Annotated in this window: 19 protein-coding genes and 1 other RNA gene; 10 read left to right on the top strand and 10 right to left on the bottom strand. The window is 48.0% G+C overall.

Translation table 11 applies throughout. The features are described 5' to 3' along the window. Positions 1-29 precede the first annotated feature (29 nt). From AC6R0S_RS08760 to AC6R0S_RS08750, 3 genes are read left to right on the top strand one after another with little or no spacing between them, the layout of a single operon-like run. Entirely contained in the window at positions 30-884 is an 855-nt protein-coding gene (locus AC6R0S_RS08760) for a winged helix-turn-helix domain-containing protein (protein WP_500627875.1), read from the top strand. 9 nt (positions 885-893) lie between these two features. Beyond that, complete coding sequence (locus AC6R0S_RS08755) at positions 894-1,409, top strand: regulatory protein ToxS (RefSeq protein ID WP_487903509.1); 516 nt, start codon at positions 894-896, stop codon at positions 1,407-1,409. Between the two features lie 41 nt (positions 1,410-1,450). After that, positions 1,451-1,729, top strand: a complete 279-nt coding sequence (locus tag AC6R0S_RS08750) for an Rdx family protein (RefSeq protein WP_487903508.1) — start codon at positions 1,451-1,453, stop codon at positions 1,727-1,729. Positions 1,730-1,768: 39 nt separating this feature from the next. On the opposite strand, the gene yfcE is transcribed toward AC6R0S_RS08750, so the two are convergent. From yfcE to AC6R0S_RS08725, 5 genes are read right to left on the bottom strand one after another with little or no spacing between them, the layout of a single operon-like run. After that, the gene (gene yfcE, locus AC6R0S_RS08745; protein WP_500637738.1) at positions 1,769-2,314 is read right to left on the bottom strand and encodes a phosphodiesterase; all 546 of its coding nucleotides are present in this window, start codon (positions 2,312-2,314) and stop codon (positions 1,769-1,771) included. 45 nt (positions 2,315-2,359) lie between these two features. Further along, positions 2,360-2,770 carry a CBS domain-containing protein gene (locus AC6R0S_RS08740; RefSeq protein ID WP_500637737.1) on the bottom strand — a complete coding sequence of 137 codons (411 nt, stop codon included), beginning with the start codon at positions 2,768-2,770 and terminating at the stop codon, positions 2,360-2,362. Then, positions 2,767-3,117: a P-II family nitrogen regulator gene (locus AC6R0S_RS08735; RefSeq protein ID WP_334551262.1), complete on the bottom strand. Its 351-nt coding sequence runs from the start codon at positions 3,115-3,117 to the stop codon at positions 2,767-2,769. The genes AC6R0S_RS08740 and AC6R0S_RS08735 overlap by 4 nt, the downstream gene beginning before the upstream one ends. Beyond that, positions 3,107-3,901, bottom strand: coding sequence for a DUF1538 domain-containing protein (locus AC6R0S_RS08730; RefSeq protein WP_500637736.1), 795 nt, complete (start codon positions 3,899-3,901; stop codon positions 3,107-3,109). The genes AC6R0S_RS08735 and AC6R0S_RS08730 overlap by 11 nt, the downstream gene beginning before the upstream one ends. Next, positions 3,898-4,632: a DUF1538 family protein gene (locus AC6R0S_RS08725; protein WP_500637735.1), complete on the bottom strand. Its 735-nt coding sequence runs from the start codon at positions 4,630-4,632 to the stop codon at positions 3,898-3,900. The genes AC6R0S_RS08730 and AC6R0S_RS08725 overlap by 4 nt, the downstream gene beginning before the upstream one ends. 223 nt (positions 4,633-4,855) lie before the next feature. Between AC6R0S_RS08725 and AC6R0S_RS08720 the strand changes: the two genes are divergently transcribed. Beyond that, entirely contained in the window at positions 4,856-5,776 is a 921-nt protein-coding gene (locus tag AC6R0S_RS08720) for a TIGR01777 family oxidoreductase (RefSeq protein WP_500637734.1), read from the top strand. 24 nt (positions 5,777-5,800) lie between these two features. Further along, positions 5,801-6,628, top strand: coding sequence for an SDR family oxidoreductase (locus AC6R0S_RS08715; protein WP_500637733.1), 828 nt, complete (start codon positions 5,801-5,803; stop codon positions 6,626-6,628). Between the two features lie 298 nt (positions 6,629-6,926). On the opposite strand, the gene dnaJ is transcribed toward AC6R0S_RS08715, so the two are convergent. The 3 genes from dnaJ to grpE form a co-directional block, all read right to left on the bottom strand. After that, the gene (gene dnaJ, locus AC6R0S_RS08710) at positions 6,927-8,069 is read right to left on the bottom strand and encodes a molecular chaperone DnaJ (protein ID WP_500630476.1); all 1,143 of its coding nucleotides are present in this window, start codon (positions 8,067-8,069) and stop codon (positions 6,927-6,929) included. A 196-nt stretch (positions 8,070-8,265) separates the two neighbouring features. Then, entirely contained in the window at positions 8,266-10,176 is a 1,911-nt protein-coding gene (dnaK, locus tag AC6R0S_RS08705; protein ID WP_500626179.1) for a molecular chaperone DnaK, read from the bottom strand. 266 nt (positions 10,177-10,442) lie between these two features. After that, a complete protein-coding gene (gene grpE, locus AC6R0S_RS08700) occupies positions 10,443-11,039 on the bottom strand; it encodes a nucleotide exchange factor GrpE (RefSeq protein ID WP_334551275.1) in 597 nt (198 codons plus the stop codon). Positions 11,040-11,181: 142 nt separating this feature from the next. On the opposite strand from grpE, the gene nadK reads away from it, so the two are divergent. The 3 genes from nadK to bamE all read left to right on the top strand — a co-directional run bounded on the left by nadK (position 11,182) and on the right by bamE (position 14,445). Continuing rightward, the gene (gene nadK / locus AC6R0S_RS08695) at positions 11,182-12,066 is read left to right on the top strand and encodes an NAD(+) kinase (protein WP_334551276.1); all 885 of its coding nucleotides are present in this window, start codon (positions 11,182-11,184) and stop codon (positions 12,064-12,066) included. 161 nt (positions 12,067-12,227) lie between these two features. After that, complete coding sequence (recN, locus tag AC6R0S_RS08690; protein WP_500637732.1) at positions 12,228-13,892, top strand: DNA repair protein RecN; 1,665 nt, start codon at positions 12,228-12,230, stop codon at positions 13,890-13,892. Between the two features lie 193 nt (positions 13,893-14,085). Continuing rightward, a complete protein-coding gene (gene bamE / locus AC6R0S_RS08685; protein ID WP_334551279.1) occupies positions 14,086-14,445 on the top strand; it encodes an outer membrane protein assembly factor BamE in 360 nt (119 codons plus the stop codon). A gap of 72 nt (positions 14,446-14,517) precedes the next feature. On the opposite strand, the gene AC6R0S_RS08680 is transcribed toward bamE, so the two are convergent. Both AC6R0S_RS08680 and AC6R0S_RS08675 read right to left on the bottom strand, forming a co-directional pair. Continuing rightward, complete coding sequence (locus tag AC6R0S_RS08680) at positions 14,518-14,874, bottom strand: RnfH family protein (protein ID WP_500637731.1); 357 nt, start codon at positions 14,872-14,874, stop codon at positions 14,518-14,520. After that, positions 14,864-15,307, bottom strand: a complete 444-nt coding sequence (locus tag AC6R0S_RS08675; RefSeq protein ID WP_500637730.1) for an SRPBCC family protein — start codon at positions 15,305-15,307, stop codon at positions 14,864-14,866. The genes AC6R0S_RS08680 and AC6R0S_RS08675 overlap by 11 nt, the downstream gene beginning before the upstream one ends. A gap of 117 nt (positions 15,308-15,424) precedes the next feature. On the opposite strand from AC6R0S_RS08675, the gene smpB reads away from it, so the two are divergent. Together smpB and ssrA are read left to right on the top strand one after the other, a co-directional pair. Continuing rightward, a complete protein-coding gene (smpB, locus tag AC6R0S_RS08670) occupies positions 15,425-15,910 on the top strand; it encodes an SsrA-binding protein SmpB (RefSeq protein WP_334551285.1) in 486 nt (161 codons plus the stop codon). 67 nt (positions 15,911-15,977) lie between these two features. After that, positions 15,978-16,064: a transfer-messenger RNA gene (gene ssrA / locus AC6R0S_RS08665) on the top strand; the annotation flags it as partial.

The raw sequence follows: 16,064 nt of genomic DNA, 5'->3' as shown, positions 1-16,064 counted from the left end.
GAACCTTTTTATAGAAATGGCCAACCTCAATGAGCAACATAGGTACTAAGTTCAACCTCGCGAACCGCTTCACGTTTGACCCAAACACCAACTCTCTAACCGATAAAGAGAGTGACAACGAGGTGATTCGTCTGGGCAGCAATGAAAGTCGCATTCTCCTTTTATTGGCAGAAAAACCCAATGAAGTTGTTTCCCGCAACGAGCTGCACGATTTCGTCTGGCGAGAGCAAGGGTTTGAAGTTGACGACTCTAGCCTTACTCAAGCCATTTCTACGCTAAGAAAGCTATTGCAAGACTCCACCAAGTCGCCTCAATACGTTAAAACAGTGCCTAAACGCGGCTACCAGTTGATCTGTCCGGTTGAAAGAGCGTTGCCTCAAGTCACCAGTGACGATCTCGACGAGATGGACGACAGCCAAGATACTAACGTTTCAGGGTTCGACACTAACGAGAATGTAACAGCGTCATTGTCCCAGACCGTTGACACCACTGCCGGCACGGTGGACACCAAGAAACCTAAAACCAACAACAAGCCCTTGATGATGGTATTGCTTGTCATTACCGTCATGCTGCCTATCCTTGCTATCCTGCTAGCAAAACCGGCGCAAACGCAGTTCCGTGAGCTGACAGTAGTCGATAGCACACCGGTGAGAACGCCGCTGAACCACCCAGATTTAAGCGTGTGGATGCCCTCTATCGAGCAGTGCGTCAAACGCTACAACGAAACACGCCAAGGGGATTTAGCGCCTGTAGAGGTGATCGCTACGGGTGGCCAAAACAATCAGTTAGTCTTGAACTACATTCACTCTCTTCAACAATCAGGTGAAAACATCACCTTGCGCATTGTTGCCGAGCAAGACGATCTCTCTCGAGTATGCCAGTAGGAGTTACCCATGAATCATAGAATCGCCGCTGGCCTCGCCATTATCTCTGCTGCGTTAAGTAGTTGGCTCTACTGGGGCAGTGATATCAAAATTGAGAAAATCCTCACCTCAAGTGAATGGCAATCGAAAATGGTCACCCTAATTGACCAAATGCGCCATGAACAAGATATCGGTCCTTTGCGTAAAGTGGACGTGGTTTCAAACGTTAAATATTTACCTAATAACACTTACATCCGCGTCTCTACCGTCCGCCTTTTTCCAGATACCGACTCACTAGAAAGCATCATCAATATCTCGGAAAGCGGTAAGTGGGACATCAGTGATAATTACTTGCTGATCACTCCAAGTGAGTTCAAAGATGTCTCGTCTGCGCAAACGCGCGACTTTTCCGAGCAGCAGTTAGAGCTTATCACACAGATCTTCAGGATGGATGCTCAGCAAAGCCGCCGCATAGATATTGTCAATGAGAAGACCTTGCTTCTGACCAGCCTCAGCCACGGCTCGACGGTGCTGTTCACCAATTAATACCTCTAGGGAGCTTCGGCTCCCTTCTTTGTGGAGAACATATGCTAAAAGCACACATTGATATTTACTACTGTCGCCAATGTAATTGGATGCTGCGTGCCACTTGGCTCAGCCAGGAGCTACTGCACACCTTTAGTGAAGAGATCGATACGCTGTCGTTACACCCAGACACCGGTGGCCGATTTGAAATTCACTGCAATGGCGTGATGGTGTGGGAAAGAAAGCGCGATAGTGGCTTCCCAGAAGCAAAAGTGTTGAAACAACGAGTGCGCGACATCATTGATCCACAAAGAGATTTGGGCCACAGTGATACCAAGTAGCCCAAAGGTGTACTAGCCTTATTCTCAAATATTCCGTGTTTACAGCTGACAGCTCACGATGCACTCATCGTCAAAAGTGACGGTTTTCAGCTCGCCATCGTCATAAAGTCCGTAGCTAGGCGCAAAGCCGTTACGAGGGAAGGTCACCGAACCTGGGTTAAACACAAAGTGTTCACCATCTCGCTGCGCCACTGGGATGTGAGTATGACCATGAACCAGCACATCATTGGAGCTTAGAGCTGGACGCTTGTCCGCGTTGTAAAGATGACCGTGGGTTAAAAACAGTCGAGTGCCCGACTCCAAGACCAGCCAGGCGTAATCGGCCATAATAGGGAAATCGAGCAACATCTGATCCACTTCACTGTCGCAGTTGCCACGCACGGCAATGATCTGCGCGGCAAACTCATTGAGCCGACTGGCAACCTCGGCCGGGTTGTAACCCTCGGGGATCGGGTTTCTTGGTCCGTGATTCAGTATGTCCCCAAGCAGCACCAAAGTCTTAGCACCCGATGCTGAAAAGGCTGATAACAGTGCTTCGGCTGCAGGAAGGCTGCCGTGTATGTCTGACGCGATAAAAATTGTCACCTAATGCGTACCCTTAACGTAAATAAGGCTATTGTACGCACTGAGCTACACATCGTCATCATTGATCATGCCGTTAATCACAATGTTGTTGTAACTGACCATCCCAATAATCTGGCCATGTTCGATCACAGGGGCACGGCTGATACCAAAACGCTCAAAGAGGCGCGCGCAATATTTCACATTCATATCAGGGCTGACGGAGAGTGCAGGCTTGGTCATGATTTCATAGATGTTCGTCCGCTCTGCCGAGCGATTCTGCGCCAACACTTTTTTCGCGATGTCGTTCATCAGCACAATGCCGTACTCATCCCCTTCATGCCGCTTATCAACCACCAGCGCTTTGACTTGGTGTTGGCGCGCAAGCTGGATTCCCTCTTTGACGGTCGTCAAACCATCAATGATGACATAAGTATTGGCCATCACATGCCGCACTTGCACTCGATCATGACTGTTCATAACTCATCCTCCACCACTTTGGTCAATGTTTCTACTTGGTGGGCGACCCCCACCGCATCTTCAATATCAATTTGAATCGCGATGCCTTGCCCAGAGGTTTGATCAAACTCTCCAACCTCGTTGATCGTCTCCAGTATGTGTCTCGATAGGTGCTCCTCGACCACAAACAACAGCACATCCTTTTGCACATCGAGCGTCAAACCAAAAAAGGTTTTCTTCTGTTTTAATCCTTCGCCACGGGCATTATTAATGACCGTGGCCCCCGTAGCGCCCGCAGTGCGCGCCGCATCAAGCACCACATCGGTTTTGCTGTCTTCGACAAACGCAATAATGAGTTTAAAGCGCATTAGTTTCATCCTCCTGATTGGCGCGTTTATTCAGCCAATCTGTCACTTGTGCATAGCCCATGACTGAAATAATGGGGAATAAGCTGGCAAAGGCGATAAGACCAAAGCCATCGATCATTGGATTTCGGCCCGGTACGGTAGAAGCAAGCCCTAGACCAAGCGCGGCCACCAAAGGTACGGTGACCGTTGAGGTCGTTACGCCGCCAGAGTCGTAAGCCAATGGGATAATCAGCTTAGGGGCGTAAAAGGTTTGAATCACCACCACAATGTAACCAACGATGATGTAGTAGTGGATAGGATCGCCAACCACAATTCGGTAGCTGCCAAGCGAGATACCAAACGCAACCCCAAGCGCCACCGCGATACGCAACCCATTGACACTGATACTGCCCGCCGAGACTTGATTGGCTTTAATGGCAACGGCGATCAGTGACGGCTCTGCAATAGTGGTACTAAAGCCGATAAAAAAGGCAAACAAGTAGACCCAATAGTAGTCAAACCACTCTAGTGGTGCGGTTAGGTTGTCTCGAAACTGATCGATAAAGCTGGGCGCCGTTAATTGAGTGGCCATCGTCTCGCCAAGCGGAAACAACGCAAGCTCCAAACCAATAAGAAACAGAGATAAGCCGAGAATGACATAGACAAAACCGAGCAATACCTTAGCAAGGTTGGTGACCGGGCGTCGTAACACGGCAAACTGGAATCCGAAAATAATGGTCGCAATCGGCACCACATCGGTGATGGTACCAAGCAGAGTATGAAAAAAGTGTTGCCATTCCATCATGCCACCACCATGCCGTATACCATGACGAACATCATCGGCAGCAATGAGGCAAACGCAATCAAGCCAAACCCATCGATCATGGGGTTACGTCCTTTGATCGCGCTTGCAAGCCCAACCCCTAGTGCCGTGACGAGAGGAACCGTAATGGTGGAGGTCGTAACACCGCCGGAGTCGTAAGCGACGCCAATGATGCTCTCCGGCGCAAACATCGTCAGTACCACTACACCAATGTAGCCACCAATGATCAGATACTGAATGGGCCAACCTTTTAAAATTCTCAGCACACCTAACATGATCGCAAAGCCCACCGAGAGGGCGACAGTGTACCGTAAGCCATTGGCGTAACCATCCATCGCCTCCGGCCTGTCGGCAATCATCCCTCCTTGCGCCGCCACTTCTGCGGCTTCTGAAGCAACAGCCGTCAGAGCAGGCTCAGCAACGGTGGTCCCAAACCCTAAACAGAACGAAAACAGCAGCAACCAAAAGACACTCCCTTTGCGCGCGAACGCTTGCGCCATGGATTCACCGACGGGAAACAGCCCCATCTCTAAGCCAAAAATAAAAAAACTCAGCCCAAGTACCACCAACACGAGTCCAAATACGATTGAAGGGAGGTTGGGAAGTGGCTCTTGCAAAACGACCAATTGGAAAAAAGCAATCACAGCGATGATGGGCAGTAAGTCACGTAAGCTGCCCATTAAAGAACGAAATAGTGCCCTTATTGCTTCCATACTCTCTCCGCTGCGATGAAATCCACACTATTTATCATGGCAAAGGAATTCATCCTTAAGTGTGATAAATCTGGCATCTCTCCCGATAGAACGCACGAATGTTTCATTTTGTGAGTTGGCGAGTGAGCCAATAAGCAAAGATGCGGTCAAACCGAGTGAAGAGCGATCTATTCATGCTTGAGATCGCTATAATGATTCCAGAAATCAAAAAGAAGGGACAGCAATGAAAATTTTGCTCACCGGAGGAACCGGGTTTATTGGCAGAGAGCTGCTTAAGCAGTTGACCACTCATGAAGTGACAGTATTGACCCGATCTCCCTCGCGCGCTCGGCAAGTCCTCGCCCACCTAAAACAAGGCAATCTCTCCTTCATCGACAGTTTGGACGACTTTCATGATCTCAATCCCTTCGACGCCGTCATCAATTTAGCCGGAGAGCCCATTGCCGACAAACGCTGGACTGACACCCAAAAATCCTTAATTTGTGAGAGTCGCTGGCAACTGACAGAGCAGTTAGTCGCCTTGATTCACGCAAGCACCGCGCCGCCCTCGGTATTTCTCAGTGGCTCTGCGGTGGGATACTACGGTGACCAACAAGCGCATCCGTTTGACGAAAGTCTGCAAGTGCAAAGCAATGACGATTTCGCTCATCAAGTCTGTGCACGTTGGGAACAGATCGCTCTGCGCGCACAATCTCAGCACACGCGAGTGTGTTTGATGAGAACAGGTATTGTACTTGGTCCTGATGGTGGGGCACTGCAGAAAATGCTGCCCCCCTATCGCCTCGGATTAGGCGGCCCAATAGGTACTGGCAAGCAGTATATGCCTTGGATACACCTGATGGATATGGTGCGTGCCATTGTCTACTTGTTGGATACCGAACATGCCCAAGGCGTGTTCAACTTCACTGCGCCTCACCCTGTCACCAATACTCTGTTTAGTCAGACGCTGGCTCGTTGCCTGCGACGGCCGCATGTGCTTTGTACACCGGCATGGGTAATGAAACTGGTGATGGGCGAGAGTGCGACCTTACTGTTTGATAGCATCCGCGCGAAACCCAAAAAGCTCACCGAACTGGGCTTCACTTTCCAATATTCACGACTTGAGCCCGCCCTCAAACACCTTTTGCAGCCCGTTGGGCGCTAACAACGGATCATAAATACGACAAACATGACTCAACACATTTTGATTACAGGCTGCTCGAGCGGCATAGGCTATACGGTTGCCCACGCCCTTCATCAGCGAGGATACCAAGTCATCGCGTCTTGTCGTCAAGCACAAGACGTCGAGCGATTGAAACAGGAAGGGTTGCTGTCGGTGCAACTTGATCTCTCTGATCCACAAAGTATCGAAACAGGCTTTCATGAAGCCTTAGCATTAAGCAACGGCCGACTTGATGCTCTGTTCAATAATGGGGCCTACGGTCAACCTGGGGCATTGGAAGATCTCCCGACAGAAGCCCTGCGCGCCCAGTTTGAAAGCAATTTTTTTGGCTGGCATCATCTTGTTTCTTTGGCTCTGCCGATAATGAGATCGCAAGGCGCTGGGCGAATCGTACAAAACAGCTCGGTACTTGGCTTTGCGGCGATGAAATATCGCGGCGCGTACAACGCCTCCAAGTTTGCTCTTGAGGGGTGGACAGACACACTCAGACTCGAGCTGGCCGACACCAACATTCACATCAGCCTCATCGAACCAGGTCCCATAGAGACGCAATTTCGCGCCAACGCCTTGGTGGCATTTCAACGCTGGATCAAGGTGGAAGAGAGCGCGCATCGTGCGCACTATGAGCAACAATTAGCAAGACTTGGCAACGATACTTCAAGCAACCGCTTTGTTCTTCCCGCCTCTGCCTGTATTGCGCCTGTGGTTCATGCTTTGGAGTCCGAAAAACCCAAAATCCGCTACAGAATTACCACGCCAACGCGAGTGCTTTGGTGGCTAAAACGTCTACTATCGAGCCGAGCCTTGGATCGACTATTGAGCAAGGCTGCATAAAAAATCGTCTGTATGTAATTTAATCGTAATATTGAGACAGTAAGATTTAAATCGTTGCCTTCGCGCCACTGACGAACTCCCATCGTTTTGGGTTTGGCCACATAAAAATCCATTATTACAGCGTTACATTCGGATAAGACTATGTCATTAAACCAGTTGAACTGGCTGAGTGTCGGTGTTGCGCTAACGTTACTGATGTTTTTGTAACACCTTCGCTTGCAACTTGTAAAAAAGGTAGGATAACCCTTCGGTTTCCTACCTTTTTTGCTGTGTTACCGCTTTGAATTCAGCTTGTGCGTTAGCTGGTCAAGTCATCGAAAAACTTCTTCACACCATTGAAAAAGCCTTCTGATTTAGGCTTGTGCTTGGTCGCTGCTTCGCCACCGCAAGACTCTTCAAACTCTTTGAGTAGCTCTTTTTGACGGGCACTGAGGTTCACTGGCGTCTCTACCACAAGCTTGACAATCAAATCGCCAATACCACCACCACGAACACCTTTTACGCCTTTGCCGCGCATACGGAACATACGACCAGTTTGTGTCTCCGTTGGCACTTTAAGGCTCACTCGGCCGTCCAATGTTGGGACTTCCACCTCACCACCGAGCGCTGCCATAGCAAAGCTCACAGGCACTTCACAGTAGAGGTTATTACCATCACGCTCAAAGATGTGGTGTTCTTTCACGTGTACTTGTACATACAAGTCGCCCGCTGGTGCGCCCATCTCTCCCGCTTCACCTTCACCTGAAAGACGAATGCGATCGCCAGTATCCACACCGGCTGGGATCTTAACGTTAAGGGTTTTGCTTTTCTGTTTACGACCTTGACCATGACACACATTACATGGGTCTTTAATGATCTTGCCTTTACCGTGACAGGTCGGACAGGTTTGTTGAACCGCAAAGAAACCTTGGCGCATCTGAACTTGGCCATGACCATGACAAGTACCACATGTTTCAGGTGATGTGCCTTTCTTCGCGCCGCTTCCTTCACAGCTGTCACAATGGACTAACGTAGGAACTTCAATTTCTTTCGACACACCACGTACGGCTTCTTCAAGCGTCAATTCCATGTTGTAGCGTAAATCAGCGCCACGCTGAGCGCGAGCTTGACCGCCGCCACGACGACCGCCACCAAAGATGTCACCAAACACGTCGCCAAAGATGTCACCGAAATCGGCACTACCGCCACCGAAGCCGCCGCCTCCCATACCGCCTTGTTCAAAGGCTGCATGGCCGTACTGGTCATAAGCGGCTTTCTTCTGTGGATCGAGCAGAACTTCGTACGCTTCTTTTACTTCTTTAAACTTATCTGCAGCGCTGTCATCACCCTGATTACGGTCTGGGTGGAATTTCATCGCTAGGCGTTTGTACGCCTTTTTGATATCACGCTCTGATGCATCGCGGCTTACGCCTAATACTTCGTAAAAATCACGTTTTGACATGTTTCTCGTCACCAAATTTATTACTGCAAACGGTCAACACCGCTTGGTGTTATATCTACCTAACTAATGGCTCTGGATTTTAGCGATCCCACACCAAAAAGACACTTTTAGTTAGATGGACATAATGTACAAACATACGGGCGTAAGAGTCTCCTCAAACGCCCGCATCATAGTTAAGTTAAGTCCGAATCAAGAATTACTTCTTGTCGTCTTTGACTTCTTCGAACTCTGCGTCAACCACATCGTCTTGAGCGTCGCTGCTTGCTTGCTCGCCACCTTGTGCTTGCGCTTGAGCTTGCTGCTGAGCGATTTCCATCAGTTTCTGAGCCGCAGTCATCAGTGCTTGAACTTTCGCGTCGATCGCTTCTTTGTCTTCGCCTTTACGTGCTGTTTCTAGCTCAGAAATCGCGGCTTCAATCTTCTCTTTCTCGTCAGCTGGAAGCGCATCACCCGCTTCTTCTACTTGCTTACGAGTACCGTGAATCATTTGGTCCGCTTGGTTACGTGCAGTCGCTAGCTCTTCGAACTTCTTGTCCGCTTCTTTGTTCGCTTCTGCTTCTTGAACCATTTTCTCGATGTCTTCATCGCTTAGACCACCAGACGCTTGGATAGTGATCTTCTGCTCTTTGCCAGTCTGCTTGTCTTTCGCTGATACGTGTAGAATACCGTCCGCATCAAGGTCGAAAGTCACTTCGATTTGTGGCATGCCACGTGGCGCAGGCTGAATGCCTTCTAGGTTAAATTGACCTAGAGACTTGTTGTACATCGCTTGCTTACGCTCACCTTGAAGAACGTGGATGGTTACCGCGTTCTGGTTGTCTTCCGCTGTTGAGAAAACTTGGTTCGCTTTGGTTGGGATAGTGGTGTTCTTCTCAACCAACTTAGTCATTACGCCGCCCATTGTCTCAATACCTAGAGACAGAGGTGTAACGTCAAGTAGCAGTACGTCTTTCACGTCACCCGCAAGTACGCCACCTTGAACTGCAGCACCCATAGCTACGGCTTCGTCAGGGTTTACGTCTTTACGCGCTTCTTTACCGAAGAACTCTGCAACTTTCTTCTGAACCATAGGCATACGAGTCTGACCACCGACTAGAATAACGTCAGTGATTTCATTCACTGAAAGATCCGCATCCGCTAGTGCGACTTTTAGTGGCTCAAGTGAACGTTGAACAAGGTCTTCAACTAGAGATTCTAGTTTCGCACGCGTCACTTTCACATTCATGTGCTTAGGACCCGTCGCATCCGCTGTCACGTATGGTAGGTTTACGTCAGTTTGAGAAGTCGAAGAAAGCTCGATCTTCGCTTTTTCTGCCGCTTCTTTCACACGCTGCATCGCTAGAGGATCTTTCTTAAGATCGATGCCTTGCTCTTTCTTGAACTCTTCAACGAGGTAGTTGATAAGGCGGTTATCAAAGTCTTCACCACCTAGGTGAGTATCACCGTTGGTTGCAAGAACTTCGAACGTTTTCTCACCTTCAACTTCATCGATTTCGATGATAGAGATATCGAACGTACCACCACCTAAGTCATAAACCGCGATAGTGCGATCGCCGCCTTTCTTGTCTAGACCGTATGCCAACGCAGCCGCTGTCGGTTCGTTGATGATACGTTTTACTTCTAGACCTGCGATGCGACCTGCATCTTTGGTTGCTTGACGCTGAGCATCGTTAAAGTAAGCCGGTACAGTGATGACCGCACCTGTCACTTCTTCACCTAGGAAGTCTTCCGCTGTTTTCTTCATTTTCTTCAGAACTTCAGCAGAAACTTGAGGTGCTGCCATTTTTTGGCCTTTCACTTCAACCCAAGCGTCACCGTTATCAGCCTTAACAATCTTGTATGGCATGATTTCGATGTCGCGCTGAACTTCTTCGTCTTCAAAACGACGACCGATCAAACGCTTGATTGCAAATAGCGTGTTTTCAGGGTTAGTAACTGCTTGACGTTTCGCAGGCTGACCAACCAATGTCTCGCCGTCTGTGTAAGCAATTACCGATGCAGTAGTACGTTCACCTTCTGCGTTTTCAATCACGCGTGGTTTGTCGCCGTCTAATACAGCAACACAAGAGTTAGTAGTACCTAAGTCAATACCAATGATTTTACCCATCAGGCTATCTCCGAATAAATTCTATTTTCGTTGTGCTATATCCCCTATGTGGGGATGGAGAATCGGGTTTCAACCCTTGCTCACAAACAAAAATAATCATGTTTGCTTCTCTATGCCCCTTAGATAAGGTCTGGAATTACCTTTTCAAGGGACAAAATGAAAAAAATCGTAATTTTTGTTTAGAAACAACAAAGCGAGGCCGAAGCCTCGCTTTGCTCGCTACTCTATCGCGCATAATGTCGCGATTATTTCGCTACCATTTCGGTTTACTTCGCTACCATCACCATGGCAGGACGAATCACGCGTCCGTTCAACTCATACCCTTTTTGCATCACAAACATCACCGTGTTCGATTCATGATCAGGGCTTTCCTGAATGGACATCGCTTGGTGCTGCTCAGGGTTGAACGCTTCACCTTCTGGGTTGATCTCTTTCAAACCAAACTTAGACACGGTATCGACAAACGTTTTGTGCGTCAGTTCAACACCTTCAAGAATCGGCTTGACTGCTTCATTCTCACCGTCTGCCGCTTGAATCGCACGCTCTAGGTTATCAATCACCGGTAACAGCTCTTCAGCAAACTTATTCAATGCGTATTTACGTGCTTTGTCGATCTCGGTTTCCGTACGGCGACGCATGTTTTCGACTTCTGCTTTCGCACGCAATACACCGTCTTGCTGTTCTTGAATTTTCGCTTCGCTTGTCAGTAGCGCCGCTTCTAGTTGAGCAATCTTCGCGTCTTTTTCATCACCCATCTCTTCAAGCTCAGCTTCCACTTCTTGTGCTGCCGCTTCGGCTTTTTCCGCTTCTTCGATGATTTGATCAAGCTCTTCTTCTTTAATCTTGTTTTCTTCGTTGCTCATGGTCTCTCCAGAATTCAATGTTCTTTGTACTTAACGGCTCAGTTTGCCACCACCAAATACAAAAAATTCGCACAATTAGCTAACTTGCCATTATTATGGGGATGTAGATTGTCGATTCAAGCCTATTTAGCGCGGAAAACTTATGAAAAAACCTTTTGAAGTGATCGCTATCATTGGTAAGCCCAGAGATCAGCAGGCTATCCAAACGCACCGAGAACTGTACACTTGGTTAAAATCAGAAGGTTATCAGGTTCTTATCGATGATCGCCTCAGCGAGATCTTAGATGACCTACCGCAACAAGATTTCGCCAGTTTGATTCGGCTGGGTAACGTCGCAGACTTGGCGATTGTCGTTGGTGGTGACGGCAACATGCTAGGCGCCGCTCGTGTGCTGTCGCGCTTTGACGTGCGCGTCATTGGTGTGAACCGAGGAAATCTCGGCTTTTTGACGGACTTAAATCCCGAAGACTTTCAAGCGGCGCTGAAAACCGTGCTAGCGGGAGACTACATTGAAGAAGAGCGCTTTTTACTTGAAGCGGAAGTCCATCGTCATGGCCAAGTTAAAAGCCACAACGCTGCGCTAAACGAAGCGGTACTTCACCCCGGGCAAATTGCGCACATGATTGAATTCGAGGTTTATATCGATAATAGCTTCGCGTTTTCTCTGCGTGCGGATGGCATCATAGTCTCAACGCCGACCGGCTCTACGGCTTATTCTCTCTCTGGGGGCGGACCAATTCTGTCGCCTAGTCTCAACGCTATCTCGCTTGTCCCTATGTTTCCCCATACCTTGTCGAGTCGACCTTTGGTCGTTGACGGAAAACGGCGTATCAAGCTACTGGTGTCGCCTGATAACCGAGGCACACAGGAAGTCAGTTGTGATGGCCAAGTATCGTTGCCCGTCTCACCGGGGGATGAAATCCATATTTATCAAAGCCCGAACGTCCTGAAACTTATCCACCCAACGGAATACAGCTACTATCATGTGCTGAGAAACAAACTGGGCTGGTCCAGCAAGCTTTTCTAACAAGCGGCCCTAAATAGAGATGAACACTTGAAAGGTTGATGTACACACATCAACCTTTTTTAATCGCCCTCACAAAATTTGTTGCCACCATCTTTACTGTATAAAGAAACAGTATATACTGTTTTCTTATACAGTATTGTTCATTTAAACAGGTACTAAAAATGCTGGCTCATCTAAGTGTGAATAATTTTGCGATTGTAAAATCTCTACAACTTGAACTCTCTAAAGGAATGACAACCATCACAGGTGAAACGGGCGCAGGCAAGTCCATTGCGATCGATGCGCTCGGCTTATGCCTTGGTGGCAGAGCGGAAGCCAGCATGGTTCGCCAAGGTGAAGATAAAACGGAAGTCAGTGCCGCGTTCTCACTAGAAAACAATATTCACGCAACACGATGGCTAGAAGATAACGACCTGCTCGATGGGAGCGACTGCATTTTGCGTCGTATCATTAGCAAAGAAGGCCGCTCACGAGCCTTCATTAATGGTAGCCCAGTCCCTCTCTCTCAGCTCAAGTCGCTCGGACAACTGCTGATCAATATTCATGGCCAACACGCGCATCATCAATTGATGAAACCTGAGCACCAACTCGCCATGCTCGATCAGTACGCTGGGCATATACACTTGCTCAAAAGCACTCGTAATGCTTACCAACTCTGGCGTCAGGCGGACATTCATTTCAAGCAACTTAAAGAAAATAGCGCAGCTAACCTTGCGCAAAAACAGTTGCTTGAATACCAAATTAAAGAGTTAAACGAACTCTCTCTAGGGGAGGAAGAATATGAAGAGCTCGAACAAGAACACAAACGCCTCTCCAACAGCGGAGAGCTCGCCACCACCTGCCAACAAGCCATTGAGCTTATTTACGAAGGTGAAGAAGTTAATGCGCTTGGTATTCTCCAATCAGCCAGTCAGTCCTTGATTCAACTTGCAGAACTCGACGATAAGTTGGCTGCACTGCCTAATATGCTGGCGGAAGCCCTGATTCAGATTGAAGAAGCCAACAATGAGCTTCGCAACTACCTCGACAATATTGACGTTGACCCTGCGCGCATGGCTTATGTAGAAGAGCGATTCTCCAAAGTGATGTCTATCGCACGTAAACACCATGTGATGCCTGAAGCTTTATATCAACATCACCAAGAGTTGTTGGCACAAATCGACGCGCTAGACTGCTCCGATGAAAAACTCGAGCAACTGGAAAATGAGGTGAGCCAGACTTTTGCAACTTTTGTCGAGCACGCAGAAAAACTGAGTAAATCACGTTCACGATACGCCAAAGAGCTCAACAAGCTGATTTCAGCCAGCATGCACGAGTTGAGTATGGAAAAAGCGAAGTTTTGTATCGATGTGGTCAGTGATACGGCGCATCCTTCACCACTTGGCCTCGACCAAGTATGCTGCTTAGTCTCAACGAACCCCGGCCAACCACTTCAACCGATTGCCAAAGTGGCGTCTGGGGGGGAACTTTCACGCATTTCCCTAGCCATTCAAGTCATTACCGCGCAGAAAGTCGACACACCAAGCCTCATTTTTGATGAAGTGGATGTCGGTATCAGTGGGCCAACCGCCGCTGTAGTCGGTAAAATGCTGCGAAAATTAGGCGAATCTACCCAGGTTCTCTGTGTGACTCACTTACCGCAGGTTGCCGGATGTGGTCACCAGCAACTGTTTGTTGCCAAAAACACTAAAGCAGGTAAAACGGAGACACAGATGCGTGTTCTCGATCGCAATCAGCGCATTAGCGAGCTTGCCCGCTTGTTAGGTGGAAGTGAAATTACCGACTCAACCTTAGCCAATGCAAAAGAGCTCCTAGTCGCCGCTTAGGGTGACTCAACAATAGATCGCGCTCAGGTTAGGTAGCCAAAGTTCCCTAGCTCAGGAATTTTGGCTCGAATTTGCAACCTAATTCAAAAATCATGGTCTGAAACAGTTCAAATGCCGATGAGCTTTTTACATTACAAGCAAGCTTGTTTATTATCGGCTCAGTTTTAGAACCCTCTGCAGTAAGAATACTCGTATGCAACTAACTAAGTGGCTTATCGCATTACCACTCGCGATCACAACCCTGACTGGCTGTTCATTATTAGAGAAGCTGGTGTATCGCATTGACATCAACCAGGGCAACTATGTTGAGCAAGAAGCGGTAGAAAAACTTAAATTCGGTATGACCAAAGAGCAAGTACGTTATGTGATGGGCTCACCGATGTTGGTTGAAAATGGCTACCCTGACACTTGGTACTACATTTACCATCACACTAAAGGCCACCATGACTCGATTCAGAAAAACTTAGTGGTCAACTTCAATGGCAATGGTCAATTGGTTGATGTGACTGGCGACTTCACCGCCAGTGACGATTTTTTTGAAAGTATCAATTAATAAAGTGTCTATTCGTTAAGGCGCTATTTGCGCAAAAATGGAAAACGCTGACAAGATGTCAGCGTTTTTTGATTAGGCCTGTTCTTTCCTAAGCGGGTTCTTTTTGCCCCCTGTCACTGGGTCTGCGCTTCCGGCCGCTTTGGCTTGTTCTGCTCGCTTGCGTCGGATCTCTTTCGGGTCCGCTAATAAAGGTCGATAAATTTCGATTCTATCTTTGTCTCGAATGGTCGCATCCAACTTCACATTGCGACTAAACACCCCAACTTTATTTTTTGTTAGGTCAATATCTGGATAGCGTTCCAAAACGCCAGATTGCTTGATGATTTCCTCAACCGTCATCGACTTATTGACCACCAAAGTGTAGACCCGCTGCTCATTGGGTAGCGCATACACCACCTCAACATGGATCATATCAGACTCAATACTCATAGCAGTTATACACCTGTTTCGCTCTTGCGGTAAAAGCATTGACCATATTGCTCGTCAACTCATTGAAGATTTTACCAAAGGCCATCTCAATCATTTTGCTGGAAAACTCAAACTCTAACTTAAGCTCTACTTTACAGGCTCGCTCATCCAACGGTGTAAAATACCAGCCCCCTTTCAAGGTTTTGAATGGGCCATCGACCAAATTCATGATGATCGCCTCGCCAAAGTGCAAGGTGTTTGAGGTGGTAAATGTCTTGCTGATACCCGCTTTAGACACATCGACCGACGCCACCATCGTATCCTGACTCTCTTCAATCACTCGAGAACCGGAACAGCCTGGAAGAAACTCGGGATAACTCGCCACGTCATTGACCAACTCATACATCTGCTCTGCACTAAAAGATACCAGCGCTGAGCGACTGACTTGCTTCATATTGACTCCTTACGACTAAGCTTGGGCATCAAGCTGGCGATAATTTTACTTTTATTTGCACTCAGCGCAAACAAAGGGATTTGCTAAGCACTCAACCCTCTTTATAATGACCGTATTATGGCAAAGAAAAACTCAAAACAAAAAGCGGGTAGCAATACCATCGCGCTCAATAAAAAGGCTCGCCACGAATACTTCATCGAAGATGAGATCGAAGCAGGTCTAGAGCTACAAGGGTGGGAAGTGAAAGCCCTTCGCCAAGGTAAAGCCAATATTTCAGAAAGTTACGTATTTATGCGTAACGGTGAAGCCTTTGTGAGTGGAATGACGATCACTCCTCTAAATCAGGCATCGACACACGTAGTGGCGAACCCGACTCGTGTGCGAAAACTACTTATGAGCCGTCGAGAGCTCGACAACTTAACCGGACGCATCAACCGTGAAGGCATGACGCTTATCGCCTTGTCTCTCTACTGGTCTAAATCTTGGGTCAAAATGAAAATCGGCGTAGCAAAAGGTAAAAAGCTACACGACAAACGTGATGACATCAAAGATCGCGACTGGCAGCGTCAAAAAGCTCGAGTAATGAAAAGCGCGCTGCGCTAATCTTAACCACTTAAACGCATAGTGCTAGACAGGCATCACTAATCTGGTACTATGCACCAACAACCTTGGGGCTGATTCAGGATTCGACGGGAATTTTGCAGTCTAAGGTGCATGCCGAGGTGCGGTAGGCCTCGTTAACAAACCGCAAAAAAAT

The sequence above is a fragment of the Vibrio sp. R15-SG3-ISO1B genome, from assembly GCF_059833835.1.
This window is presented reverse-complemented; position numbering and strand designations above follow the sequence as displayed.

Bases quoted from the DNA above. Each gene is read 5' to 3' on its own strand.
- AC6R0S_RS08760 (WP_500627875.1), top strand. From the start codon at position 30: ATGAGCAACATAGGTACTAAGTTCAACCTCGCGAACCGCTTCACGTTT.
- AC6R0S_RS08755 (WP_487903509.1), top strand. From the start codon at position 894: ATGAATCATAGAATCGCCGCTGGCCTCGCCATTATCTCTGCTGCGTTA.
- AC6R0S_RS08750 (WP_487903508.1), top strand. From the start codon at position 1,451: ATGCTAAAAGCACACATTGATATTTACTACTGTCGCCAATGTAATTGG.
- AC6R0S_RS08740 (WP_500637737.1), bottom strand. From the start codon at position 2,770: ATGAACAGTCATGATCGAGTGCAAGTGCGGCATGTGATGGCCAATACT.
- AC6R0S_RS08735 (WP_334551262.1), bottom strand. From the start codon at position 3,117: ATGCGCTTTAAACTCATTATTGCGTTTGTCGAAGACAGCAAAACCGAT.
- AC6R0S_RS08730 (WP_500637736.1), bottom strand. From the start codon at position 3,901: ATGATGGAATGGCAACACTTTTTTCATACTCTGCTTGGTACCATCACC.
- AC6R0S_RS08725 (WP_500637735.1), bottom strand. From the start codon at position 4,632: ATGGAAGCAATAAGGGCACTATTTCGTTCTTTAATGGGCAGCTTACGT.
- AC6R0S_RS08720 (WP_500637734.1), top strand. From the start codon at position 4,856: ATGAAAATTTTGCTCACCGGAGGAACCGGGTTTATTGGCAGAGAGCTG.
- AC6R0S_RS08715 (WP_500637733.1), top strand. From the start codon at position 5,801: ATGACTCAACACATTTTGATTACAGGCTGCTCGAGCGGCATAGGCTAT.
- dnaJ (WP_500630476.1), bottom strand. From the start codon at position 8,069: ATGTCAAAACGTGATTTTTACGAAGTATTAGGCGTAAGCCGCGATGCA.
- dnaK (WP_500626179.1), bottom strand. From the start codon at position 10,176: ATGGGTAAAATCATTGGTATTGACTTAGGTACTACTAACTCTTGTGTT.
- grpE (WP_334551275.1), bottom strand. From the start codon at position 11,039: ATGAGCAACGAAGAAAACAAGATTAAAGAAGAAGAGCTTGATCAAATC.
- nadK (WP_334551276.1), top strand. From the start codon at position 11,182: ATGAAAAAACCTTTTGAAGTGATCGCTATCATTGGTAAGCCCAGAGAT.
- recN (WP_500637732.1), top strand. From the start codon at position 12,228: ATGCTGGCTCATCTAAGTGTGAATAATTTTGCGATTGTAAAATCTCTA.
- bamE (WP_334551279.1), top strand. From the start codon at position 14,086: ATGCAACTAACTAAGTGGCTTATCGCATTACCACTCGCGATCACAACC.
- AC6R0S_RS08680 (WP_500637731.1), bottom strand. From the start codon at position 14,874: ATGAGTATTGAGTCTGATATGATCCATGTTGAGGTGGTGTATGCGCTA.
- AC6R0S_RS08675 (WP_500637730.1), bottom strand. From the start codon at position 15,307: ATGAAGCAAGTCAGTCGCTCAGCGCTGGTATCTTTTAGTGCAGAGCAG.
- smpB (WP_334551285.1), top strand. From the start codon at position 15,425: ATGGCAAAGAAAAACTCAAAACAAAAAGCGGGTAGCAATACCATCGCG.